Consider the following 24,928-nt stretch of genomic DNA (forward strand, 5'->3'; position numbering starts at 1 on the left):
AATAAGAAGATTGGAATGCCACATATGCAGTTGCATTTGTCTTTCTAGTTATCATTTGGCGTTTCATTATCTAAAAGTTGGTTTAATGCATCTATTGTTGGAACCAAAACTTGCCGTGCCTTGCTGCCCTCAAAGGGCCCAACAATACCGGCCGCTTCCAATTGGTCAACTATACGTCCTGCACGGTTATACCCCAATTTAAGCTTTCGCTGTAATAAAGAAGCAGAGCCTTGTTGTGCAATTACCAATACTTCTGCGGCTTCACGAAACATTTTGTCCCGTTCCTCGATGTTAATATCAACATTTGTGCCACCTTCTTCGCCCACATATTCAGGAAGCAAATGCGCATCGGGATATGCTTTTTGGGAGCCTATAAATTCTGTAATATCAGCAACTTCCGGCGTATCAACAAAAGCACATTGAATTCGTGTCAATTCGTTTCCTTGTGTATAAAGCATGTCTCCACGACCAATAAGTTGATCTGCTCCGGAACTGTCCAAAATGGTACGGGAATCAATTTTGCTTGTTACCCTAAAAGCAATCCGCGCAGGGAAATTTGCTTTTATAATACCTGTAATTACATTTACCGAAGGTCGTTGTGTAGCGATTATTAAATGGATTCCAATAGCACGTGCTAGCTGAGCCAATCGAGCTATAGGTGTTTCTACTTCTTTGCCGGCAGTCATAATTAAATCGGCAAATTCGTCAATTACCAAAATAATATATGGCAAATAACGGTGCCCATCATTCGGGTTCAGTTTTCTATTTTTAAATTTAGTGTTGTATTCTTTAATATTACGGACCATTGCATCCTTTAGCAAATCATATCGCGCGTCCATTTCAATACAAAGCGAGTTCAAAGTATGGATTACTTTTGTAGTATCGGTAATAATAGCTTCTTCGGTATCAGGAAGTTTTGCCAAATAGTGGCGTTCAATTTTGTTGAATAGCGTAAGTTCCACCTTCTTTGGATCTACTAATACGAATTTTACTTCCGCGGGATGTTTTTTATACAAAAGCGAAGTAAGTACAGCATTTAAACCAACAGATTTTCCTTGACCGGTAGCACCTGCCATAAGCATGTGTGGCATTTTAGCGAGATCAACAACGAAAGTTTCGTTACTAATTGTTTTTCCGAAAGCTATGGGTAGCTCCATTTCTGCATTTTGAAATTTTGCAGAAGCAATTACCGAGCGCATGGAAACGATCTTTGCATTTTTGTTTGGTACTTCAATACCAATTGTACCGCGACCCGGAATTGGCGCTATAATACGAATGCCCAAAGCCGAGAGGGAAAGTGCAATATCATCCTCTAGGTTTTTTATTTTTGAGATACGGATACCGGCATCAGGTACAATTTCGTAAAGCGTAACAGTTGGTCCAACGGTTGCCTTAATATTTGCAATCCCAATTTTATAATTGTTAAGTGTTTCAACAATCCGGTTTTTGTTTTCCTCAAGTTCTTCTTGATCTATTGTTATTCCAGCGCCTACAGTGTGGTCTCGAAGCAGCTCAATACTTGGAAATTTATAGTTGCTTAATTCCAATCTTGGGTCGAATTCGCCATAATCTTTAACCAACTTGTCGCTCAGGTTTTCAATTTCCTCTTCCTCATCTGGAGCTTGTTCTACTTCCATTTCCACATCGCCCTCTATGTCAGATTTCAAAATTAATTTTTCAACAATAGGAGGAGGGGTAGTTTTAACTTTTTCTTCAATAAAAGGCTCAGGAATTTCTTCTTCTTCTTCAACATCACTTACAGAAAAACTTTGGGAACTTGTGTCTGTTTTTTCTTTTGCAACAAATTCTGAAGCAATTTGTTTTTTAGAGCTTCTAAAAGCATCAATGGCCATTTCGGGGGTTAGTTTTAATCTAACTACCAAGTAGATTATCAATATAAAAATCATAATAAGCATTGCGCCCACCAATCCTATATAATCTTGTAAAAGATCGTTGGTTTCATAGCCAATAATTCCGCTAAAAAGGGTTGTTTTTTTTCCGAAAAAGCCGAAAAATACTGAAATCCAAAGCATTAAAAGTATTCCCCAAAACCAAAACTTGGACAATTGTTTCTTGGCATAATCAAAGAAGTAGTAAATTCCCGTTAGGGTAACAAGAAATGCAAAAATAAAGGCGGAGATTCCAAAACCGTCGTAAATGAAGAAATGAGCCACATTGGCGCCAAATTTATTAAGCCAATTTTTAGCCTGTATTTCCCTTTCAGCCAAATTACCAATTTCGCTTTGGTCTGCCTGCCAGGTGAAATAGTAGGAAACAAAAGAAAATAAAAGTGCCAGCCCCAACAAAAACAAAAAGCTACCCAAAAGAATTTTTTGTTGTTTGGATAGCGAAAAGCTTATTTTTTTGCGCGGTGTTTTAGTGGTTGTTTTTTTCTTTTTGGCCATTAATGGAGCGGTTGTCTTTTCAGCAAAAATACAAATATCAACGTGTAAAATTTCAAATTACAAAAAACAAATTCCAAATAAGTTTTAATTGCTTTAAAACTTAGGAATGTAGATGATGCAACCTACAATAACAGCAGTAACCGCCGCAAAAAAAACTGCCCCGGCTGCAATATCTTTTATAAAACCTATTTTGTTATGAAAATCTGGATGTACAAAGTCTGCGATTTCCTCGGCTGCGGTATTTAGTCCTTCAATGCTTATAACCAAACCAATTGCAAAAATTTGAAGGATCCATTCCGTAGCAGAAATTTCAAAATAAAATCCAGCAATAGTCATTATTACCGCAATGAGGGCTTGCACTTGAATGCTTGCTTCGTGGCGCAATAAAAGCAAAGCGCCCTTGAACGCGTAGCCGCATCCTTTAAGGCGCTTTCCTAAAAATGAATTCCACATTATAAAAGTGGTTTTAATGCAGAAAGATAGTCTGGTTCTTCTCCTATTTCTGGTACTTGCTGGCTGTGGATTACTTTTCCGTTTTCGTCCAAAACAACGACTGCGCGAGAGTGAAGACCTCTCAATGCTCCAGTGTTCATTTCTACCCCATAGGTTTTTCCAAAGTTCCCGTCGCGAAAATCTGACAGGTTGGTAACGTTGTTTATTTCTTCATCGCTTACAAACCGTTTTTGGGCAAAAGGAAGATCTTTAGAAATGCAGAGCACTTTTGTATTCTTCAAACCGGTTGCTTTCTCATTGAATTTACGTACCGATGTTGCACAAACATTTGTGTCGATACTTGGAAAAATATTCATCACCACTCGCGACCCTCTGTAATCTGATAATTTTTTTGAACTTAAATCTTGTGCAGTTAAATCGAAATCTGGAGCTGTATCGCCTACTTTTGGAAGTGTTCCAATAGTTTCAATATTATTTCCTCCTAGTTTTATTGTTGCCATTATCTTGTTTTTAAAATGAAGTATAAAGATACGGATTCAGATTTGCTTAAAATGCAAACAACTTCTTAAAGAAAATGTTTTGAAAGTAAAAATCCCTTAACAATAAATTGCAAAGGGACTTTTTATAATGTAGTTTAAATTTCTATCGGTCTATGGAGCCAATAACTTTCTGCGCAAAAGTATTTGCAGCATCGCGCTCCGGCATACCGTCCTCAATCATTTTGTGAACTTCCACTGCACCGCAAAGGTTGGTGATTAGCTCGCCAATGATGTCCATCTCATCTTCCGTAATCCGGTTGTATTCACTAAACGATTCCAAAACTTCGATACAGTTTTCAATCTGTGCCGTAGAATTGTTTCGTTGAATATGTCTAATTACTGGCAACTTCATTTACTAGATCTTTTAAAAGTTCAAATTTGTTGGTCTGCACTTGGTTTACCAATTCACCATTCTTGAAGGTTGCAAAGGTTGGCAAATTGTCAACATTTGCCATTTTTCTACTTTCAGGAAATTTTTCGGCATCTACCAAAACAAATTTATAACCTTCAGTTTCCGAAGCCAACTTTTTGAATTTCGGTTTCATCACTCTGCAATTGCCGCACCATCCTGCTGAAAACTGAACAATTACGTTCTTTTCTTCAGAAATTAGCTGTTGCAGACTATCGTCTTTTAATTCAAGTAACATAATTAATTTCTTAAATAAGTTGCTACTGCTTCGCGAGTTGCTTTCATCGCATCTTTTCCTTCTTCCCAGTTTGCTGGACAAACTTCACCGTTTTTCTGAACGTGCGTGTAAGCATCAACCAATCTAAGGAATTCATTTACGTTTCTTCCCAATGGCATATCGTTCACGCCTTCGTGGAAAATTTTTCCTTCCTCGTCAATTAAATATGTTGCACGGTAAGTAACGTTATCGCCATCTACCATGAGAATTCCGGTTTCTTCATCGTAACGCTCGTTTGTGATATCAAGAATTCCTAACGCGTTTGAAAGATTGCGGTTGGTATCAGCCAATAGAGGGTATGTTACACCTTCAATTCCGCCATTGTCTTTTGGTGTGTTCAGCCAAGCAAAATGTACTTCAGGAGTATCGCATGAAGCACCTATAACCATTGTGTTTCTATCTTCAAATTTTGAAAGCGCCTCTTGAAAAGAGTGAATTTCGGTTGGACAAACAAAAGTGAAATCTTTTGGATACCAGAAAAGTAATACTTTTTTGTTGTTTTTTTTTGCTTCTTCAAGCACGTTTAGTTTAAAAGTATCCCCCATTTCGTTCATTGCATCTACTGAAATGTTTGGGAATTTTTTTCCTACTAATGACATAGTTTAATTTATTTTATAAGTTAATAATTTTCTGCTGCAAAGATAAAAACTCCTTATGGACAAAGGAAAATTACCGAATGGATTAATCTATAAACCAATAGATTTATACAATAGGTTAAATTTTTAACGATAAATAAAAACTATAGATGTGGATCATGCTTTTTCTGGAGAAGCCAACTGTCTGATTTTGATTCGGAAAGCAGCGAAAAGAAGAGTCATAAAGGGGCTGAGCCAGTTAAAAATTGCGTAACCTGCATAATGAAGGGTATCAACTCCTAAAACCCCACTTTGGTATGCTCCGCAGGTATTCCACGGAACTAATACTGATGTTACGGTACCGGAATCCTCCAGCGTTCTTGATAGATTTTCAGGAGCTAGCCCTTTATCTTTGAAAGCTTTGGCATACATTTTTCCAGGAATTACAATTGCAAGATATTGGTCGCTTGCCGTTACGTTTAAAGCCAAACAGCTAATAACTGTACTTGCAAAAAGGCCAAAAACCGTGTGAAACATTTTTAGCAATGCTTTACTTATTGTAGCCAATGCACCAATAGCATCCATTATTCCTCCAAAAGTCATCGCACAAAGTATAAGCCAGATAGTACCCATCATTTTACTCATTCCACCGGCTGTGAAAAGGCCTTTTAATGCTTCATTGTCGGTTGGGATGGAAGTTTCAACCGTAATTGCATTCATAATTCCTTTATAGGCAGTTTGAAAATCTAAATGCGTTCCTCCACCAATTGCGGTCACAATCTCTGGCTGAAATATTAATGCAGCTATACCACCTAAAAGAGTTCCTATTAACAACGCTATTAAAGGCGAAGTTTTCATAATTATAAGACCGATTACAATAACTGGCACAACAAATAACCACGGACTAACATTTAGGGCGTCATTTACGGCAGCTAATATTAAATGAGTATCTGCTTTGCCCGTAGTATCCAAATTGAGCCCTATAATTATGAATACGATTAAAGTAATTATAATTGTGGGAGTAGTTGTGTAAAGCATATACCGTATGTGCGTAAACAAATCTGTTCCCGCCATGGCAGGCGCAAGGTTTGTTGTGTCGCTCATTGGCGAAATTTTATCTCCGAAATAAGCTCCCGAAAGCACGGCACCGGCAGTCATTCCTAAAGGAACATGTAATGCGTCAGCAATACCTATTAGAGCAATACCAACAGTTGCAGAAGTTGTCCAGCTACTTCCAGTTGCAACCGAAATAATGGCACAAATAATAACACACGCTGCTAGAAAAATTGTGGGATTTAACACTTGAAGGCCATAATAAATCATCGTTGGGATTATGCCACTAATAAGCCAAGTTCCTGCCAATGCGCCCACCATTAATAAAATTAAAATAGCACTTGCGGTAGATTTTATATTTACAGCTACCTCTTCCAGCATTTGCTCAAAACTTACTTTATTGAAAAACCCAACTATAGCAGCTACGGCACCCCCCAATAAAAGCACAAACTGGTTAGAGCCACTTAAAGCATCGCTACCATATGTATAAACATTATAAGCAAGCATTCCTATAAGCGCAAAGACAGGGATCAATGCCTCCCAAATATTCAGTTCTACATTTTCTACAACTTGATCATCTTTGGGTTCGGTTGGCTTTATATCTTGGCTTTGCATAGGGAAATTTTAAAATGGAATGTAATGTTACGATTTTGTGAAAAGCTATGCAAATTAAAAATAGGTTGTAAACTAAGTTGCATAATCAAATTCGTATATCTGTCAATTTTGAAGATAAGTGGTTTTTAAAAATAGTAGAAAATTAAAATTATGTATTACAACGAGTATATAATTGGTTATATCGAAAACAGTTAAGGGTATCGAAAATGCATCTTACGTTTGCACACCCAAATCAATTAAATCTTATGAAAACCTACTTTTTTCTTGCCTTTTCCCTTTATTCATTTTTAAGTTTTTCCCAAGTTGGTATTAATACCACTTCTCCAGATCCATCCAGTATTCTTGATGTTTCGGCTACCAATAAAGGTATGCTGCTTCCGCGGGTGGCTTTAAATGGTTCAGGAGATAATAGCACAATTTCAAATCCCGCAATTAGCCTGCTTGTTTATAATACCTCATCAAACGGAGGTCTTACTCCTGGATTTTATTTTTGGAGTGGTAATAAATGGAATACCATTTCTGACACTTCTGGTGGAGGTGGGGGAGGTAATAGCGATGGCTGGTCCTTGGCTGGAAATAGTATTGATAACTCAAAATTCTTAGGTACCACAAATTATAATGCCCTCAAACTTAAAGTAAATAATAGCCAAATGGCTTTATTTGATCCACATGGTGGATTGGCTATTGGGTACGGAGCTGTGGCGAACGAAAATAATTCTGTAGCTATAGGAACAAATGCAAGCGCATCAAACAGCAATCAAGCAACCGCAATTGGTGCTTCTGCAACAGCTTCTGGATTTCAGTCGGCAGCGCTAGGTTATAATGCAAAAGCAATAACAAGCAATAGCACCTTAGCTTTGGGAAATTCATCAACTGCATCGAGTTTTCAGGCTACTGCAATTGGTGTTAACTCCAAAGCAACTACTAGTAATAATACGTTGGCAGTTGGTACAAATAGTGAAGCTACAGGAGAAAATAGCTCGGCCATTGGACAAAGAGCTAAGGCCGAAGCACAAAATTCTACGGCAATTGGTAATAGTTCTTTAGCAAAAAACTATAATTCAACTGCTATAGGTAATGGTGCAGTAGCATCCCAAAATAATGCGGTGGTACTTGGAAATATTACTGACGCCAACGTTGGTATTGGAACGAGTACTCCAAATATCAATACTAAGTTAGATGTTAATGGAAATTACAAATTGGGAAATAAAGGCTCTATTCAAAAAAACCTTATGAGCTTTAGTAAAGAAATGAATTTCGGTACTATTCAACCAAACGGTAGTGTTATTTTAACAATTAACATTCCTAGTGATTTACAACCTTCCACAGTGGCAGCAAGTTTAATAGTTACGCCTGATAATTCTATGTCAGATGATCTTTCTATTGCTTGGTCTAAATTAAATGGAACCCAGACAGTGCGAATTAAATTGATAAATACAACCTCTCAAACATTCAATAGTCCATCTCATAAATTCTATATTTCCATTATTGAATTTAAGGAATACTAAAAATTTGTCCAAGAAAAACTCCTGACTGTTAATCAGGAGTTTTTTTTTTGAAGAAATTTCAAATTATAAAATACCAACCTCTTTCATACATTCGTTCATCATTGCATAGGTACGGGCAATATCATTGTCCAAACCAATACTAAAACGAATCAATCCATCACTAAGTCCCATTTCCTTTTGTTCCTCTTCCGGAATTTCTGAAGAAGTGGATGAGCCCGGTGCGCTGAAAAGAGTTTTGTAGAAACCAAGACTCACGGCCAAATAACCAAGATTGCGTTCTTGCATCATTTCCATCAATTCATTGGCTTTATCAATTCCACCTACATCAACTGTAAGCATTCCGCCAAAACCGTATTCCTCATTCATCATTTTTTTGAAAAGTGCGTGCCCCGAATGCGATTTCAATCCTGGGTAAACAGTTTTTAAACCATCTGCCTCAAACTTTTCAGCTAAATACAAAGCATTTTCACTGTGTTGTTTTATACGAATATGAAGGGTTCGTAAATTTTTAAGAATAGAAGCCGCTCGCAAACTGTCCATCGCGGGTCCCAAAAGCATATTGGCGCCATCATTTACACTTCTAAGGCTATCAATGAATTCCTGACTACCACAAGTTACGCCACCCATAGTGTCGCTGCTTCCATTTATGAATTTTGTTAAACTGTGCAATACAACATCTGCTCCCAATTCCGCTGGAGAAATGCTCAAGGGCGAAAACGTATTGTCAACCAATAATTGTAATCCGTGTTTTTTTGCAATTTTTGAAAGAGCTTTAATGTCCGCAATTTCCATAAGTGGATTGCTTACGGTTTCGCAGTAAATGATTTTTGTGTTTTCAGAAATAGCTGCTTCAACTTCGTCAATTTTTGTAATATCTACAAATGAAGTCTCAATATTAAAACGCGGCGCGAAGTTTTTCAGAAAAGCATAGGTTCCTCCGTAAATCGTTCGGCTAGAAACTATGTGGTCGCCAGCTTTACAAAGTTGAAGAATAGCTGGAGTTATAGCGCCCATTCCACTTGCGGCAACATTTGCGGTCTCGGTACCTTCCATTGCAGCCAGAGCTTGACCCAAATAAAGGTTGGAAGGGGTAGAGTGGCGTGAATATAAATAACAGCCATCAGCGTTTCCTTCAAAAGTATCGAACATAGTTTTTGCTGAAAGAAAAGTATATGTGGAAGAATCGGAAATGGAAGGATTAACGCCTCCAAATTCTCCGAAGTACTGTAAATCCTGAATTTTGTCTGCTGGTTTAAAAGCCATAATTATATTTTGTGTTTGATTGGCAAATTTGCGAAAATTTAAATGAGTGGTCAAATTATAAACGCTTTCCTTTTAAAAGTTTTGTTTTCTGATTAGCAAAAACTTTATTGATTATAACTTTTACTATCTAAGCTTTAACTGTTAAATTTGCACTTCAATTTAAAAGAAATAATTTATGAGCACTTATGATGTAGCAGTAATTGGTTCGGGTCCCGGCGGGTATGTGGCGGCAATCCGTTGCGCACAGTTGGGAATGAAAACCGCAATCATTGAAAAATATGATGTTTTGGGCGGAACTTGCCTAAATGTAGGCTGTATTCCAAGCAAAGCGTTGTTGGATTCTTCACATCATTATGAAGATGCCATGAAGCATTTTGAGGAGCACGGTATTGAAATACCAGGTGAAATAAAATTGAATTTCAAAAAAATGATAGAACGCAAAGCTTCAGTAGTGGATCAAACTACTAAAGGAATTGCTTTTTTGATGGATAAAAATAAAATTGACGTTTTCACGGGAATAGGTGCTTTTAAGGATGCCACCCATATTGAAATCACCAATGGCAAAAAGAAAGAGACCATTGAAGCCAAAAACACAATCATTGCTACTGGTAGTAAACCTGCAACGCTTCCTTTTATAAAATTGGACAAAGACAGAGTGATTACTTCAACCGAAGCCTTAAGTTTAAAAGAAGTTCCCAAACATCTTGTTGTTATTGGCGGTGGTGTTATTGGATTGGAACTTGGCCAAGTTTACCACCGTTTGGGCTCTGAAGTTTCTGTGGTGGAATATATGGACCGAATCATTCCAACAATGGATTCCGCACAAAGCAAGGAATTATTGAAAGTGATGAAGAAACAAGGCATTAAATTCTATGTATCACATAAAGTTTCTGCAGTTTCCAAAAAAGGAAAAGAAGTTACTGTTACAGCAACTGATAAAAATGATAAAGAAGTAACTTTCAAAGGAGATTATTGCTTAGTTTCAGTTGGAAGAAAACCTTATACCGATGGTTTAAAAGCAGAAAATGCGGGCGTTAAAATTACCGAACGTGGAATGATTGACGTAAATGATCACCTGCAAACAAACATTAAAAACATATACGCCATTGGCGATGTGGTTCGCGGCGCCATGCTTGCGCACAAAGCTTCGGAAGAAGGGGTTTTGGTTGCTGAGATTATCGCTGGACAAAAACCTCATATTGATTATAACCTTATTCCTGGAGTAGTTTACACTTGGCCAGAAGTTGCTTCTGTTGGAAAAACGGAGGAGCAACTAAAAGATGCCAATGTTGAATATAAAGTAGGTCAATTCCCCATGCGTGCTTTGGGAAGAAGCCGAGCCAGTGGCGATACCGATGGTTTTGTAAAAATACTTTCCGACAAGAATACCGATGAGGTATTGGGAGTACATATGGTAGGCGCCCGAGTTGCCGATTTAATTGCTGAAGCTGTTGTTGCAATGGAATTCCGAGCAAGTGCGGAAGATATTGCCAGAATGAGCCACGCACATCCAACGTATGCAGAAGCTGTGAAAGAAGCCGCTCTTGCTGCCACCGATAATAGATCTTTGCACGTTTAGAAAATAATTTCTTAAATATAAAAAAGTCCCGCTTTTGCGGGACTTTTTATTTTAACTAAATTATAATTTTATTTTATAATTCCACCACAGCTCACTCTTCCTCCGGCATCACCAGTAGGTTGGGTCGTGAAATCGTCTGTTCCTTCGTGAACAATTAATCCTTTCCCAAGAATATCTTTATTCTCATCGCCACAACCTATACACCATTCATCTGTTTGCATTGAAATTTTTCCATTTCCATCAGCATCGGCTTCAAAGTTACCTATATCACCTTTATGGTATCCTTCGGCATCGCCCCACTTACCGTGTTTTTGATGGGTTGGATTCCAGTGACCACCTGCAGATTTTCCGTCTTCGGAACTACAATCTGCTTTTTCGTGAATATGTATGGCATGCATCCCTGGTTTTAAACCTTTAAATTTACCATCCATTTTTACCATTCCGTTTTCTTCGGTAAAATAAACTTCGCCTAAAACAGTGCTTCCGCTTTTAGACTGCATGGAAACAGTAACCGTTTTCGGAGCTTCTTTCATATTGTCTTGTTCCGAATTGGAATCCATTTGGATGGAATCACTCATTCCGTCCGTTTTGTCCATGTCCTTTTTTTCATTTTTACAGCCTACAAATGCAGTAATTGTAATAGCTGCAATCAATATTCCTAATTTTTTCATTTTATAAAGTTTTAATAGTTAATGTTGGTTCTAGTTTGATTTTTAAAGGTAAGATTTCAATTCGCCGTTAGCAAAATTTTAAACAAATCTTAGCATTTCAAATAACTATCAATCATTTACAAATTAACTGAAGCTATTCAATAAGCTTAGTAATTACTTGTGTTTTGGAATGCAATGTTTTGTGTACGGGACATTTATCAGCAATTACAAGCAGTTTATTTTTCTGTTCTTCGGAAAGGTTTCCTTCTAATTTAATTTCACGTGTAAAGGTGTCAATCTTTGCAGAATCCTTTTCACAGTGCTCACAATCAAATGCATGATCTTTTGAATAATTGATGTGGCAAACAACATTCTCAACTTCCCACTTTTTCCTTTTAGCATACATTTGAATGGTCATCACAGTGCAAGCGGCAAGGCCTCCGGAAAGAAATTCATAGGGCGAAGGTCCAAAATTGTTTCCCCCGAATTCAGTTGGTTCATCAGCAATAAAATAATGGTCTCCCAATTTTAAATTTGTTGAAAATTTATCATCACTATTTAAACTTGCTGCAACTTTGCTATTGCTTTTTATTTCTTCAGGTGCTGGTATTTCAACATAGCGTGCTGCCCAACCAGCAATAACTTGTCCAACGTAACTCGAATCTTTTTTTTCCGAAAGCATATGGTCCACACCATCCAAGGAAACAAAACTCTTTGGGTGGTGTGCTGCTTTATAAATTTCTTCCGCGTTATTTATACTTACTATAGTGTCTTGAGGCGAATGTAAAATTAAAAGTGCTTTATCAAAATTACTAATAATATCAATTAGTGAATTGTTTTCAAGATCGTCCAAAAACTGTTTTTTAATTGTAAAATCTATTCCCCCTAAATTCACTTTTGCTTTTCCATTTTTATTAATTTCCTGAGTGCTATCTTTTAAAAGATTCATCACGTGTAGAGGATGGCTAGGCGAATTAATTACTGACACTGCTTTTATTGAGGGAATTTTTGATGCTGCAAATATAGCTGCAGCACCTCCCAAAGAGTGGCCAATCAACAGGGTGGGAGCCATATATTTTTCCTTTAGAAAGTTTGCGGCTTCAACAAGATCTTCAACATTTCCGGAAAAATTTGTGTTTTCAAAATCACCTTCACTTTCACCCAAACCTGTAAAATCAAAACGGAGTACTCCAAAACCGGCAGCGGTTAAAGCACGTCCAATATTTTTTACGGCTGTCAAGTTTTTGGTACACGTAAAACAATGTGAAAAAATTGCAAAGTTATGTGGTTTTTGATCTAAGGGAAGTTCCAACCGGCCCGCCAATTTTTCTTCGTCTTTATTTGTAAAGGTTACTTTATGAATGTTCATATTTATTGTTTGTTATGCAATCTACAGAAAGAATGTGGCAATGCCACCAAAAGCTTTTCTGTCTCTATATTTACCGTGGCCTTATTGATTTCACCAAGAAACTCTCCGTCTATTTGAAAAGGCACTTTTTTTCTTGAGCTAATTACAGCTTTATCTGTTGAAATAACACGCACAAAATCTGGTGACATTTCAGGTTGGTCGTTTATTGTCTTAAAAATTTCAATGAAATCAAGATCTTTGAAAATAAGAATTTCAAACTTACCATCGTTTATTTTGCCGTTGGGGTTAATGTTAGCGCCAGTTCCATATTTATTAGCATTTGCAATGGCTAACAGAATTCCAGTTTCTTCAATAGTGCCCTCATCAGTTTCAACACTAAATTGAAAAGGCGATTCTGATTTAAAAAGTGTGGGGATAGATTGTAAAAAATACCCAAGTTTTCCACGAATACCAGCACTCTCATAATTTTTGATGAGTTCTGCGTTAATACCCATATCTGCAATGTGAAGACAAATTTTCTCGTTGATAAAAAGTACATCTAGTTTCATGGTGAAATCTGATAATGCAATTTCTATTTGTTCTGAAAGGATTTCGGGAAGGTTGAAATTTACCGCCATACCATTAGCCGAACCTGCGGGAATTATTCCCAAACAGATATCGGTTCCCAAAATACACTGTGCTACCAACGATATTGTTCCGTCGCCACCTGCGACCAAAATTCGCAATGGTTTTAATTCTTTTATTAGCGACTCAATGCTTTCCTTGTCTTTTTTTCCGCTAGTTTCGAAAAGTTTAAACTTAAATTTTCTCTTTTTAACTTCATCTTTTACGGATGATATTATGGGAGATTTATCGCAATCGCCTGAAATAGGGTTCACTACAAGTAAAATATAATTTTCTGAATTCATTGGTATAGATTGTTTTTAAAATTAAGTAATTTGGAAATGCTAAACCGTTAACGAAATCTCAATAAGTGAAGCTTGATTTAAATCTTTACCGTGGTTATGTAAATGACGAGGAACTAGTTGTTTTTGGCCATGTGTTTAAATCCTGGGCACCAGATAAATATCGATTGGATCGTAAAGGAATTCGTCATGCGGTTTCAGTAATTCATATGTTTCGCATTAAACCGCTGGAAAATGTGGAAGTGAAGCTGAAATTTAAAAATATAGAAGTTACTACCAAAACTTTGGCCGATGGTTACTTTCGTTTTACGATTCCTTATTCTGAAAAGCTTGAAAGTGGCTGGCATCCTTACGAAGTGAGTTGTAAAATCTACGAATACGGCATTGTTGAAAATTCTGAATTATTAAAACCTTTTGAGAGTAAAGTTGGTGTTATTTCAGATATTGATGATACCTTTTTAGTTTCACACAGCGGAAATTTTTTAAAAAAATTATACGTGCTTCTTCTAAAAAACATCAACAAGCGTAAGGTTTTTGAAGATGTAGTGCCATATTACCAAGCCTTGAGCAGGGCAGGGCAGGAGAATGAGATGGCTTCAAATTCATTCTTCTATGTTTCCAGCAGCGAATGGAATTTATATGAATTTATTGATTCTTTTGCGCGACTGCATAAACTTCCAAAAGCTGTTGTAAAATTAAAAAAAATTAAAACGGGAATTTCTGATTTTCTTTTTACCGGAAGGGGAAGCCACGACCATAAGTTCGAAAAGATTAAGGATATAATTATGTTCTACCCAAAACTTGAATATATTCTATTAGGCGATGATTCGCAGAAGGATCCGCATTTATACGAAAGAATCGTTAAGATTTTTCCGCAAAATATTAAAGCCATTTACATTAGACAAACTTCCCGAAGAAAGAAACAACAAACCACAGTGATTCTTAAAAATATTGAATCCATGAATGTATCAACTTGCTATTTCAGCAAAAGTGAAGAAGCGATTGCACATTCTGAAAAAATCGGAATTTTGTAAAACCGCACTATTTTACTTCTGTCGATTCCATTTTGTTATTATCTAATGAGGTCTGCCCTTCACCCTTTAAGTATTGGTCTAAAAAATGCAGGATTTTTCCATAAGCTACAATTTCATTTTCCTTTTTTACGAAGCCATGCCCTTCATCTTCAAAAACAACATACTCCACAGGAACACCGTTCTTTTTAACACCTTCAACAATTTCGTCTGATTCAATTTTAAGAACTCTTGGATCTTGGGCTCCTTGCAAAACCATTAAGGGTTTGGTTACGTTTTCGGTATGAAACAATGGTGAAATTTGCTTTAAGCGAACAGAATCCGCGGTATTTGGATTACCCATTTCTGTGTAAAGTGCATCTTTAAAAGATTCCCACCAGGGTGGAATGCTTTTTAAAGTTCGCATCCAGTTGGTCACGCCGAAAATATTAACGCCAACCTTAAATTCCTCCGGAGCAGATGTCAAGGCGGCCATTGTCATAAATCCGCCATAAGAACCACCTAAAATTCCAATCTTATCTTTATCAATGATGTCTTGACTTGCCAACCAATCTTTCCCAGCAATACAATCTTTCAAATCTTTATCTCCGTGGTTTTGATCATCCATCTTATAGAAACTTTTTCCGTACCCACTACTTCCGCGGTTATTGACAGCCAGAATTGCATAACCGTGATTTACCAAATATTGAATCAAAGAATTAAAACCTTGCCTTGATTGGCCGCCTGGACCACCGTGAACCCATACAAGAGCGGGAGCTTTATTATCTAGATTGGCTTGCTTTGGTTGGTAATATATTGCAGGAATTTCCAAACCATCAAATGATTTGAACCTAACAACAGTTGCTTCCACTAAATCGTCAGGATTTATTTCTTTGTTCAAAACATCAGTAAGTTTGTTATATTTTCCAGATGCAATATTATATGAGTAAGTGTTTGTGGGAAGTTGTGAGCTGCCAACGGTTAACAACGCCATTGTTTCGTCTTTTGAAAAGCTAGCGGCATCAATTGCTTGTCCATCAATTTCAGGAAAATTCAATTCTTTTCCTGTGGCAACTTCCGTTACGTACATCTTTGTTTTGGCGTCTTCATTGGAAAAAAGAACCTGATACTTTCCGTTGTGGGTAAAATAGAAAGCATTAATGTCCCAATCTTTTTCCATAACCTTCTCTTTTGAGCCATCTTCAATATTGTATTTCATTAAATAGCTATACTCAGAATTATCATCGGTAGTGTAATAGAATGATTTTCCATCTGGAGAAAAATCCTGAGGAGTATTTTTGCACACAGACTCATTTATTTTCGTTTTTACATTCGTTTTTCTGTTTAATAAATACATATCGTTGTCATTCGTATTTATGTCTTTCGATAATAGCAAATAATTTTTATCTGCTGAAATCCCTCCAAAATCCATATTATCCTCATTCTTTAAGATAAGTTTCGGTTTGAAAGTCGCAATGTCCATTTCATAAACATCCATCATTTGTGGGCTGCGTTCATTGCTGTTGTAATAAAAACTTTTACCATCTTTTGCCCAACCTTGAAATAATGCCCTAACATTTTTTTCAGGAGTCAATCTTTTGATTCCGTTGCTGTCTTTCACAAAAATTTTAAAAATCTCATCCCCATTCCCGTCAATTCTAAAGAGAATTCTATCGTCATCAGGAAAATAGGAAATACCATAAATTGAAGCACTGTCAGACTGAGTGATAGGCATAAATTCACCCCCTTCTGCAGAAACGTTGTACATATTGTAAACCCCGGAGCGATTGCTGGTTATTAAAACCTTGGATTTGTCTGAAGAAAAACCATTTGCCGAAGCCTTTTCATTACCCATAAATTGCTCTATATTGTAGGTTTTTACTTCAGCGACTTCTTTAGTCTCGTCTTTTGGTTTGTCTTTGCAGGCAACGAAAAGTAATAATGCGATACCGATTAAACTAAGATTTTTCATAAAGGTATATTTTGGCGGTTATCTTGTTGATTTTCAAAACAAATCTATGAAATTTTGTTTTATTTGAATGGATTATTTTTTTGGTATTAGTTTAACGTTTCGGTTTTTTTTTTAAACAAGGAATGTTTTAATTTTAAATTATGAATAAGAAAGATGCCAAAAGCGGATTTATCTTCACTAAGCACACTCCCAAAGACCAATCACCATTCGAAAAACTTTTTGATGTTTTTCAAGAATTGATAACCCATACTTCTGGTGATTTCGATGAAGCAATGGACTGGTTGAAACAGATAGATGAAGAATATAAGCTTACTACAGAAGATTATACCTTAGATGATTTTGTGGAAGACCTTAAAAAGAAAGGGTACCTCCGTGAAGAAATAAAGATGGATGGTTCAAACGGATTGGTCATTACTGAAAAAACAGAAAGAGCACTTCGGAAGCGAGCTTTAGAACAGATCTTTGGAAAACTAAGGAAAAATGGCGCAGGCAATCATCGAACCAAACAAACGGGTAGGGGTGATGAGCAAGCTGGAGAATTTCGCGATTATCGTTTTGGCGATTCGCTAGAACAAATCTCGATGACTGAGAGTTTCAAGAACGCGCAGATTAATCACGGTATGGGAGATTTTACACTCTCTGAAAACGATTTGGTGGTTGAAGAAACCATGTACAAAACCCAGATGAGCACCGTGTTAATGATTGATATTAGTCATAGTATGATTCTCTATGGTGAAGACCGAATTACTCCCGCCAAAAAAGTAGCCATGGCTCTTTCAGAATTTATTACAACCCGTTATCCAAAGGATACATTAGATATATTGGTGTTCGGAAATGATGCTTGGCCCATTAAAATTAAAGATTTACCATATTTAAATGTTGGACCCTACCACACTAACACAGTTGCGGGACTTCAATTAGCGATGGATTTATTGCGAAGAAAAAGAAACACGAACAAACAGATTTTTATGATTACCGATGGAAAACCTAGCTGCGTGCGGCTTCCGGATGGACGTTATTATAAAAACAGTAACGGTCTTGACAGTTATATTGTAAATAAATGTTACGCAATGGCTTCTCAGGCACGAAAACTTCATATACCTATTACAACTTTTATGATTGCTGAGGATCCATATTTAATGCAGTTTATAGAGCATTTTACCGCAGCAAATCAAGGGAAGGCATTTTATACTGGCCTTAAAGGTTTGGGCGAAATGATTTTTAGCGATTACGAAACAAATAGAAAGAAAAGAATTAGATAAATGATGAATATAGAAAAAATCAAAACATTCGGCGAACTCAAAAAAGCGGGTTACGAACCTAAATCAATAAAAGAAGAATTACGAAGAAACCTGCTTCAGAAAATAATGAAGAAGGAAACACCTTTTGTGGGTATTCATGGTTACGAACTTACAGTGATCCCTGAATTGGAACGCGCTATTCTTTCAAAACACAACATTAACCTTTTAGGACTTCGCGGACAAGCAAAAACCCGATTGGCGAGGCAAATGATTGGCCTTTTAGATGAATATATACCAGTGGTGGAAGGCAGTGAGATAAATGATGATCCTTTTAGCCCTATTTCCCGCTTTGCTAAAAACTTGATGCACGAAAAAGGTGATGATACACCTATTAGTTGGTTGCATCGCGATGATCGTTTTTCTGAAAAACTTGCAACGCCAGATGTAACGGTTGCCGATTTAATTGGCGACGTTGACCCGATAAAAGCGGCAAATTTAAAACTGACTTATGCGGATGACCGTGTAATTCATTTTGGTATGATTCCCCGAAGTAACCGATGTATTTTCGTGATTAACGAATTGCCAGATTTACAGCCGCGTATTCAAGTTGCACTTTTTAATATTTTGCAGGAAGGCGATATACAGATTCGTGGTTTTGCTGTGCGTTTGCCATTGGATATACAATTTGTTTTCACGGCAAACCCAGAAGATTACACAAATCGAGGCAGCATTGTAACTCCGCTGAAAGATAGAATTGGCTCTCAAATTTTAACGCATTATCCCGAAAATATTCAAACCGCTCGCACAATTACCGAGCAAGAAACGGCAGAAGCGATTAAAGCAAAATCGAATATTTACGTACCCGAATTGGCGAAAGATGTTTTGGAGCAAATAAGTTTTGAAGCACGTGAAAATGATTTTATAGATGCCAAAAGTGGCGTAAGTGCACGTTTAAGTATTACCGCTTTTGAAAACCTTTTGAGTACCGCAGAAAGACGTGCATTGCACAGTGGAGATAAAAAAACCAGTGTACGTTTGGGAGATTTTATAGGTATTATTCCTTCTATTACTGGGAAAGTAGAATTGGTTTACGAAGGTGAGCAGGAAGGCGTTTCCCAAGTTGCTCAGCAACTGATTGTGGATGCAGTAAATACAACTTTTAAGGAACGATTTCCAAAAATTGAAAAACTCACCAAAGATGGCGACGCAGATCCATATGCTGAAATAGTAGCTTGGTTCTTTGAAGAAAATGATTTTGAATTGCTGGATTCATATACTGATGAAGAATATAAAAATGAATTGGATCGAATTATCCCACTGCAACAATTGATTGAAAAATACCAACCGGAAATTTCTAAAATGGATAGTTATTTTTTAAAAGAGGTAATTCTTTGGTCATTGGCTGAGAACAAAAAACTGAGCAAATTCAGTTTGGGGAATGGACTTCATTTTAAAGACATGTACGGAAGCTATATTAGCGGACTTTAAATTTTATTCAATAAAAAAACCGTCAGTTTATATAAAAGCTGACGGTTTTTTAATTATTAATTGATTTTAGATGTTTGGAATCACCAATTCATCACCTGGGTGAATCAAGTCTGCGGATTTCAATTTTCCTTTGTTCGCTTCATAAATAGCATTGTATTTATTCGCATCACCATAGTAATGCTTAGCAATCTTACTTAAAGATTCTCCACTTTGTACAGTATGGTGTGCAAACACAGAAGAATCGGCTACTTTTATGTCGGCCATAATATCGGTTGGGTTTTCACCGCCAACCTTTTTTATCTCGTCCCATAAAAGGTTTTTTTCATATTGGTTCTTTGCAGTTCCCCAAACTTTTAATTGCCCATTTTCTTCTTTTACATCACCGTCTTGAATGTTTAGTTTTTCACCTAAATCCAGAACGCTTTGGTATTTTGACTTTATCATTTTACGAAATTTTAAAAATTTATTTTTAAAGATACAATTTTATGGCAATTCGATTTTGGGATTAATAAAATTTTAATATTAAAGGGTTGAATAATGATAATATGTAAAAAAATTATCAAAAATTTAACTAAAGATTAATTACAATTAATAAAAACTTCACAGCACTTAGAATATCTTTGATGCAAACATTTAAATCAACGAAAACTATTATGAAACTAAAAACAATTGTAATGTCTCTAGCAGTAGTAGCAATGCTTTTTGCAAGCTGTGAGGACTCTAAGAAGAAAGAAGCTGAAGCGCAAGCACAAGCTGAACAAATGCGTATGGAACGCGAAAAAGATTCTTTAATGAAAGTTGAAGAAACTAATGCAAACAAAATGGCCGAGATGGAAGCTAATTCAATTGCTGCAAAAGCAATGGGTAATTCAGATCTTTCTACTTTGGTAAGTGCTCTTCAAGCTGCTGATATGGCTCAAACTTTGAAAGGAGAAGGCGATTATACTGTTTTCGCTCCAACAAACGAAGCCTTTAGCAAAGTGCCAAAAGCAACTATGGATAATTTAATGAAGCCTGAAAACAAAACTCAACTTCAAAAAGTACTTCAATATCACGTGCTTCAAGGTAAAATGAATGCTGCCGATGTTGTAACAAAAATTAAAGCTGCTAATAACAAGCTTGATGTAACAACAATGAATGGAGAAACTTTAACCTTATCTGAAAAAGATGGTAAAGTAATGATAAAAGATGCTAAAGGAAATACAGCTACTGTTACAAGTGCTGATATGGACGCATCAAATGGTGTTGTACACGTAATTGACAAAGTGCTAATGCCAAAAATGTAATTCATTTTTAGAATGAATTAAAAGAAAAAGCTCCAGAAATGGAGCTTTTTTTATATAGAATTGTTACTTAAATATTCAAGTTTCCGCAAGTCTTCTTTATTTTTTACAATATGACTGATGCCGTTTTTTAATAACAGGTTGTTGTTAGTTATTTCAAGAACATCCTCATAATAATGATCGGTTATTAGTATTCCTTTTTTAACTTTAATATTGTTTAATAATTTCTTTATTTCAATTTTATATAAAGGTTCAACCATAGAGAAAGGCTCATCTAGCATTATAAATTGATGATCTAGATTTCCCACTAATAAAACTTCCAAATAACGAACTTGACCTAAAGATAATTCTCCAATTTTTTTTGCTGTAAGTTTCGCAATCAAAGCGTCATAGAAAATGATGTCCTGCTTTTTTTCTTCAGAAAAGTATATAGGAATTACATCGCGAACCTTCAAGTTTTTAGGTAAAAAAGAATTTTGTGGCAAGTAAGCAATACTTTTCAGGGAAACATTTCTTGAAGGATTAAACTCTACTTCATCAATCGAAACTTTTATTGAACCCTTCGTCTGTGTTCCAAATATCATTTTAAGTAATGTAGATTTTCCACAGCCATTACGCCCAAAAATTCCAACGATATCAGTAGTTTTTAAAGAAAAAGAAATCTCTTTAAGAATTTCTTTTTCCCCAAAGTTTATGGTGGCGTTATGTAATTTGAAAATTGCCAAATAAGAAAAAGATGAAAATAATTAAAACTGAAAACATGGGAATACCTACTAAAAGATTGATAATAAAAGAAGTCTGAACAAGCTTCCATTTTGTTAACCCGATATTGTAATAAAAATAAAATTGATCGTTATAAAATGTTCGAAACCCAATAAAACCGAACAACAAGCCAATTGTTGCAAAAAGAACAAACCCCCACAGCAACCCCAAAACCAATACGCTTAAAATTGAAAAAACTGTAATGAAAGGAAATATTGATTTATAAAATTGCCAGTAAGCTCGGTACATTTCTATTCTCTATTATTGACAGCTACAGCCACCGTCCATAAATCCGTGTGTTTCTTGGTGCCAAGGAAAAGCCTGATTGTATTTGTCCATTTCCCAGAAAAAGGGAAGTCGCTCTTTTGGGTTGTTTCCTATTTCATTCATTGTTTCGGTGTCATACAATCGGCCATTAACCATTACCATTTTAATGGTTTGAGTATTTTCAATATTTTCTAATGGATTTTTATCCATTATAATCAAATCAGCAAGCTTTCCTTCTTTTAATGATCCAATGTCTTCTCCAGCTCCAATGTATTCCGCAGAATTAATAGTAGCTGCTTTTAAAGCTTCCAAATTACTCATTCCACCTTGTTTCAACATCCAAGTTTCCCAATGTGCGCCCAAGCCTTGTAACTGTCCGTGTGCTCCCATATTTACTTTTACTCCAGCATCACTTAAACTTTTTGCGGTTTCAGAAACCAAAATATGCCCATTCTTGTATTCTTCCTGTGGCGTTTTCATTCTGTGGCGTGAACGGCTATCTACAATACTTCGAGGTGTGAATGTGAGTAGTTTTTTATTTTCCCAAACATTGTCGCGTTCATAATAATAGAATTCACCATTCATTCCACCATAGTTTACGATAAGAGTAGGAGTGTAGCCAGAATTGCTATGGCCCCACAATTCAAGAACATCTTTATAAACGGGAGCCACGGGAATGTTATGTTCTACGCCCGTGTGTCCATCAATAACCATCGTTAAATTATGATAGAATGTGGAACCACCTTCGGGAACCACATTAATACCCATTTCCCGGGCAGCTTGCAGCACTTGTTGACGCTGATCTCGACGTGGTTGGTTGTAGCTTTTCACGCTTTTTGCTCCAAATGCCTTTGTACGGCGAATACTGCTTCTAGCATCTTCTAAGTTATTTATAACGGCTTTAAAATCGCCATCGGCACCGTAAAGAATGAATCCTGTTGAAAACAATCTTGGCCCAACTAATTCCCCACTTTTTTGAAGTTCAGAAAGCGTAAAAACAGTTTCGGTATTTGCTGAAGGATCGTGCGATGTAGTTACACCGAACGCTAAGTTTGCCATAAAAGGCCAATATTGTTGTGAGGGAAGTCCATCGCGGAAAGCTCCTACGTGAGCGTGAGCATCTACCATTCCTGGCATTATAGTTTTTCCTTCAGCGGAATAAATTTTTGTTCCCGAAGGAACAGAAACCTTGTCGGCTTCGCCCATCGCTTCTATTTTATTGCCGTTAATGACGATAGTTCCGTTTTCAATTACGTTGTCATTTTCCATAGTAATAATACGTGCATTGGTGAATGCGATTCTTCCACTAGGCTTATCCATGGGAGCTTGCAGACCAATTTTTGTTCCAGCCAATGTCATTTCGGGTACTTTTTCTGGGGAACCATTTAAAAAAGTAAATCTGTTTTTTAACTCATTACTGAAATATTCATCACCCAATGTCCACATTACTTTTTGACTGTTCGGTGACCAATGTATATTTATTCCAGCATCCTTGGCTAATTGTGAAACCGGTAGCGCTTTTGTTTTATTATCTAAATCAATGGTTTGTCCGTTAAGTACCAAGGGAGCCACAAATAGTTTGTGAAGATTGGTAAAAGCGATCCATTCGTTATCTGGGCTTGGGATTAATCTATTGGCGTATTTTGAAGTTATATGTATTTTTTCATCATTTCCGTCAAGGTTTACACTTATCAATTTTTTCTCAATATCCCCAAAATAGGTTCCGCCAGTTTGTAGAAAAATTCGTTTTCCGTCTTTACTAAACATTGGATACTCTCCTTTATCAACAACAAACTTTTCATTGTTCCCATTGGCATCCATTACATAAATACCGTCATTTTTTGTAAAAGTGAAACCTTGATCGGTGTTTCCACTTTCTTTTCTATAGGTTATTTGGGATCCGATGGGAGAAAAGGAAGGAGTTCTATAAATACCTTTTTTTGATGTTAATTTTACTGAATTTCCACCGCTAGCAGCAATTTTATAAATCGCGCCTTTTTCCAAATCATTCCAAGTAACGTAAACTATTTCAGAACCATTTGGCGAAAAGGTTGGTTCAAATTCAAAATCTTTGCTGTTGGTCAATCGTTGTGGTTTACCGTCGGGCAACTTTTTTTTGTACAAATGGCCCAAAGCACTGAAAACAATATATTTTCCGTCAGGTGAAGTCACTGCGTGGCGAATCATTTTTGGGGTAAAAGTTTCAGTTTCAATTTTATTATTGAAATGAACAGTTTCCGCTAAATCAATATTTACGTTTGCAGTAAAAGGAATGTTGGTTACAGCTAAAGATTTAACATCAATCGTATTGATTTTTCCACCACTCCAAAAAACGATTTCATTGTTATTGGGCATCCAACTAAAATTTGGATAAACCCCGAAAAGAGCCCAAGCCTCCTGTTGGTCTTTGTTTAATTGATCGTAAATAGGCCATTCCTCACCCGTTTCCAAGTCTTGAATAAATAATACACTTTTGGTACGAACCCTTTTTACAAATGCCATTTTTTTTCCGTCACGAGAAACGGTAGGTCTTGCTGCGCCGCCTGGACCACCTGTTATCGTTTCGGTTTTTCCGGTTGCAAACTCATATCGTTTTATTACATAGATTTGATCGTTGGGGTCTTTGTTGTATTGAAAATAACCACCGGGATACATATCTTCGCTGTAATAAAGATACTTTCCATCGGGAGAAGTAAAGGGTTCATTTACGTCCTGTTGATCGTTTTTCTTTTTTGTAAGTTGTAAACCTGTGCCACCAGATTTGTGATACTGCCACATTTCGCCAGCTCCCAAACTTCTTTCTGATGAAAAATGCTTTCGTGCAATCAAATAATTACCATCTGCACTCCAAACAGCATTGTTTAGCAGTCTAAAATCTTCTTCGGTAACTTGTTTTGCATCGCTCCCATCTATATTCATTACCCAAATATTGTCGCCACCACCGGCATCACTAGTAAACGAAATTTTTGTTCCATCTGGGCTGAACCTTGGTTGCACTTCAAAAGGAATTCCTGTTCTGATTGCTTTTGCTGTTCCTCCCGAAATGGGCATAGTGTAAATATCACCGATCATATCAAAGACAATGGTTTTGCCATCCGGATTCACGTCTAAGTTCATCCAAGTGCCTTCATTTGTGGTGAAGGAATGGGTTTTATAGTTGAAATCTTTCCCGGGGTTGGCAACTTCCCATTTTGGCTCTTCTTTTTCTTTGTCCTTTTTTTCTTTTTTTTGGGCTGCTATTGTCAGTGTAAACGTTAAAAGAACTAGTGTTGATAGTATTTTCATATTTAATTTGTTTCTAAATC

General features: G+C 36.6%; 21 protein-coding genes. 6 read left to right on the top strand and 15 right to left on the bottom strand.

All coding sequences use genetic code 11. From position 1 onward, the window contains the following. Window positions 1-44: 44 nt before the first annotated feature. The 7 genes from AEQU1_RS15450 to nhaC all read right to left on the bottom strand — a co-directional run bounded on the left by AEQU1_RS15450 (window position 45) and on the right by nhaC (window position 6,326). A complete protein-coding gene (locus AEQU1_RS15450; protein ID WP_111882547.1) occupies window positions 45-2,405 on the bottom strand; it encodes a DNA translocase FtsK in 2,361 nt (786 codons plus the stop codon). A gap of 93 nt (window positions 2,406-2,498) precedes the next feature. Further along, window positions 2,499-2,858: a diacylglycerol kinase gene (locus AEQU1_RS15455; protein WP_111882549.1), complete on the bottom strand. Its 360-nt coding sequence runs from the start codon at window positions 2,856-2,858 to the stop codon at window positions 2,499-2,501. Beyond that, window positions 2,858-3,358, bottom strand: coding sequence for a thiol peroxidase (tpx, locus tag AEQU1_RS15460; protein WP_111882551.1), 501 nt, complete (start codon window positions 3,356-3,358; stop codon window positions 2,858-2,860). The genes AEQU1_RS15455 and tpx overlap by 1 nt, the downstream gene beginning before the upstream one ends. Before the next feature lie 142 nt (window positions 3,359-3,500). Continuing rightward, a complete protein-coding gene (locus tag AEQU1_RS15465; RefSeq protein ID WP_111882552.1) occupies window positions 3,501-3,749 on the bottom strand; it encodes a DUF6952 family protein in 249 nt (82 codons plus the stop codon). Then, a complete protein-coding gene (locus AEQU1_RS15470; RefSeq protein WP_111882554.1) occupies window positions 3,730-4,044 on the bottom strand; it encodes a co-chaperone YbbN in 315 nt (104 codons plus the stop codon). Before AEQU1_RS15470 ends, AEQU1_RS15465 begins: the two co-directional genes overlap by 20 nt. 2 nt (window positions 4,045-4,046) lie before the next feature. After that, complete coding sequence (locus AEQU1_RS15475; RefSeq protein WP_111882556.1) at window positions 4,047-4,682, bottom strand: peroxiredoxin; 636 nt, start codon at window positions 4,680-4,682, stop codon at window positions 4,047-4,049. Window positions 4,683-4,835: 153 nt separating this feature from the next. Then, window positions 4,836-6,326 carry a Na+/H+ antiporter NhaC gene (gene nhaC, locus AEQU1_RS15480; RefSeq protein ID WP_111882557.1) on the bottom strand — a complete coding sequence of 497 codons (1,491 nt, stop codon included), beginning with the start codon at window positions 6,324-6,326 and terminating at the stop codon, window positions 4,836-4,838. Between the two features lie 245 nt (window positions 6,327-6,571). Here nhaC and AEQU1_RS15485 point away from each other — a divergent pair, with 245 nt between their 5' ends. Next, window positions 6,572-7,834 (top strand): hypothetical protein, encoded by a 1,263-nt coding sequence (locus tag AEQU1_RS15485; protein WP_181566799.1) that lies wholly within the window; start codon window positions 6,572-6,574, stop codon window positions 7,832-7,834. A 63-nt stretch (window positions 7,835-7,897) separates the two neighbouring features. Here the strand turns inward: AEQU1_RS15485 and AEQU1_RS15490 are convergent, their stop codons facing one another. Then, on the bottom strand, window positions 7,898-9,097 hold the full coding sequence (locus AEQU1_RS15490) for an aminotransferase class I/II-fold pyridoxal phosphate-dependent enzyme (RefSeq protein WP_111882624.1): 1,200 nt from the start codon (window positions 9,095-9,097) through the stop codon (window positions 7,898-7,900). A gap of 175 nt (window positions 9,098-9,272) precedes the next feature. Here AEQU1_RS15490 and lpdA point away from each other — a divergent pair, with 175 nt between their 5' ends. Beyond that, window positions 9,273-10,676 (top strand): dihydrolipoyl dehydrogenase, encoded by a 1,404-nt coding sequence (lpdA, locus tag AEQU1_RS15495; RefSeq protein ID WP_111882560.1) that lies wholly within the window; start codon window positions 9,273-9,275, stop codon window positions 10,674-10,676. Between the two features lie 68 nt (window positions 10,677-10,744). Here lpdA and AEQU1_RS15500 read toward each other — a convergent pair whose 3' ends face one another. The 3 genes from AEQU1_RS15500 to AEQU1_RS15510 form a co-directional block, all read right to left on the bottom strand. Continuing rightward, window positions 10,745-11,347: a superoxide dismutase family protein gene (locus AEQU1_RS15500; RefSeq protein ID WP_111882562.1), complete on the bottom strand. Its 603-nt coding sequence runs from the start codon at window positions 11,345-11,347 to the stop codon at window positions 10,745-10,747. Window positions 11,348-11,480: 133 nt separating this feature from the next. Then, on the bottom strand, window positions 11,481-12,695 hold the full coding sequence (locus AEQU1_RS15505) for a bifunctional alpha/beta hydrolase/OsmC family protein (protein WP_111882563.1): 1,215 nt from the start codon (window positions 12,693-12,695) through the stop codon (window positions 11,481-11,483). 2 nt (window positions 12,696-12,697) lie between these two features. Then, window positions 12,698-13,603, bottom strand: coding sequence for a diacylglycerol kinase family protein (locus tag AEQU1_RS15510; RefSeq protein ID WP_111882565.1), 906 nt, complete (start codon window positions 13,601-13,603; stop codon window positions 12,698-12,700). 65 nt (window positions 13,604-13,668) lie between these two features. Here AEQU1_RS15510 and AEQU1_RS15515 point away from each other — a divergent pair, with 65 nt between their 5' ends. Next, window positions 13,669-14,634: an App1 family protein gene (locus tag AEQU1_RS15515; protein ID WP_111882566.1), complete on the top strand. Its 966-nt coding sequence runs from the start codon at window positions 13,669-13,671 to the stop codon at window positions 14,632-14,634. A gap of 7 nt (window positions 14,635-14,641) precedes the next feature. Here the strand turns inward: AEQU1_RS15515 and AEQU1_RS15520 are convergent, their stop codons facing one another. Beyond that, window positions 14,642-16,582: a S9 family peptidase gene (locus AEQU1_RS15520; protein ID WP_111882568.1), complete on the bottom strand. Its 1,941-nt coding sequence runs from the start codon at window positions 16,580-16,582 to the stop codon at window positions 14,642-14,644. Between the two features lie 140 nt (window positions 16,583-16,722). Between AEQU1_RS15520 and AEQU1_RS15525 the strand changes: the two genes are divergently transcribed. After that, on the top strand, window positions 16,723-17,844 hold the full coding sequence (locus AEQU1_RS15525; RefSeq protein ID WP_111882569.1) for a VWA domain-containing protein: 1,122 nt from the start codon (window positions 16,723-16,725) through the stop codon (window positions 17,842-17,844). A gap of 3 nt (window positions 17,845-17,847) precedes the next feature. Then, window positions 17,848-19,311 (top strand): magnesium chelatase, encoded by a 1,464-nt coding sequence (locus tag AEQU1_RS15530; RefSeq protein ID WP_111882625.1) that lies wholly within the window; start codon window positions 17,848-17,850, stop codon window positions 19,309-19,311. 66 nt (window positions 19,312-19,377) lie between these two features. Here the strand turns inward: AEQU1_RS15530 and AEQU1_RS15535 are convergent, their stop codons facing one another. Continuing rightward, window positions 19,378-19,755, bottom strand: coding sequence for a LysM peptidoglycan-binding domain-containing protein (locus tag AEQU1_RS15535; protein WP_111882571.1), 378 nt, complete (start codon window positions 19,753-19,755; stop codon window positions 19,378-19,380). A gap of 209 nt (window positions 19,756-19,964) precedes the next feature. Between AEQU1_RS15535 and AEQU1_RS15540 the strand changes: the two genes are divergently transcribed. Beyond that, a complete protein-coding gene (locus AEQU1_RS15540) occupies window positions 19,965-20,597 on the top strand; it encodes a fasciclin domain-containing protein (RefSeq protein ID WP_258455307.1) in 633 nt (210 codons plus the stop codon). A gap of 50 nt (window positions 20,598-20,647) precedes the next feature. Here AEQU1_RS15540 and AEQU1_RS15545 read toward each other — a convergent pair whose 3' ends face one another. Further along, window positions 20,648-21,319: an ATP-binding cassette domain-containing protein gene (locus tag AEQU1_RS15545; protein WP_111882572.1), complete on the bottom strand. Its 672-nt coding sequence runs from the start codon at window positions 21,317-21,319 to the stop codon at window positions 20,648-20,650. Between the two features lie 298 nt (window positions 21,320-21,617). Continuing rightward, complete coding sequence (locus AEQU1_RS15550; RefSeq protein WP_111882575.1) at window positions 21,618-24,908, bottom strand: amidohydrolase family protein; 3,291 nt, start codon at window positions 24,906-24,908, stop codon at window positions 21,618-21,620. Window positions 24,909-24,928 lie beyond the last annotated feature (20 nt).

It is taken from the genome of Aequorivita sp. CIP111184 (assembly GCF_900489465.1).
Taxonomy (GTDB): Bacteria; Bacteroidota; Bacteroidia; order Flavobacteriales; family Flavobacteriaceae; genus Aequorivita.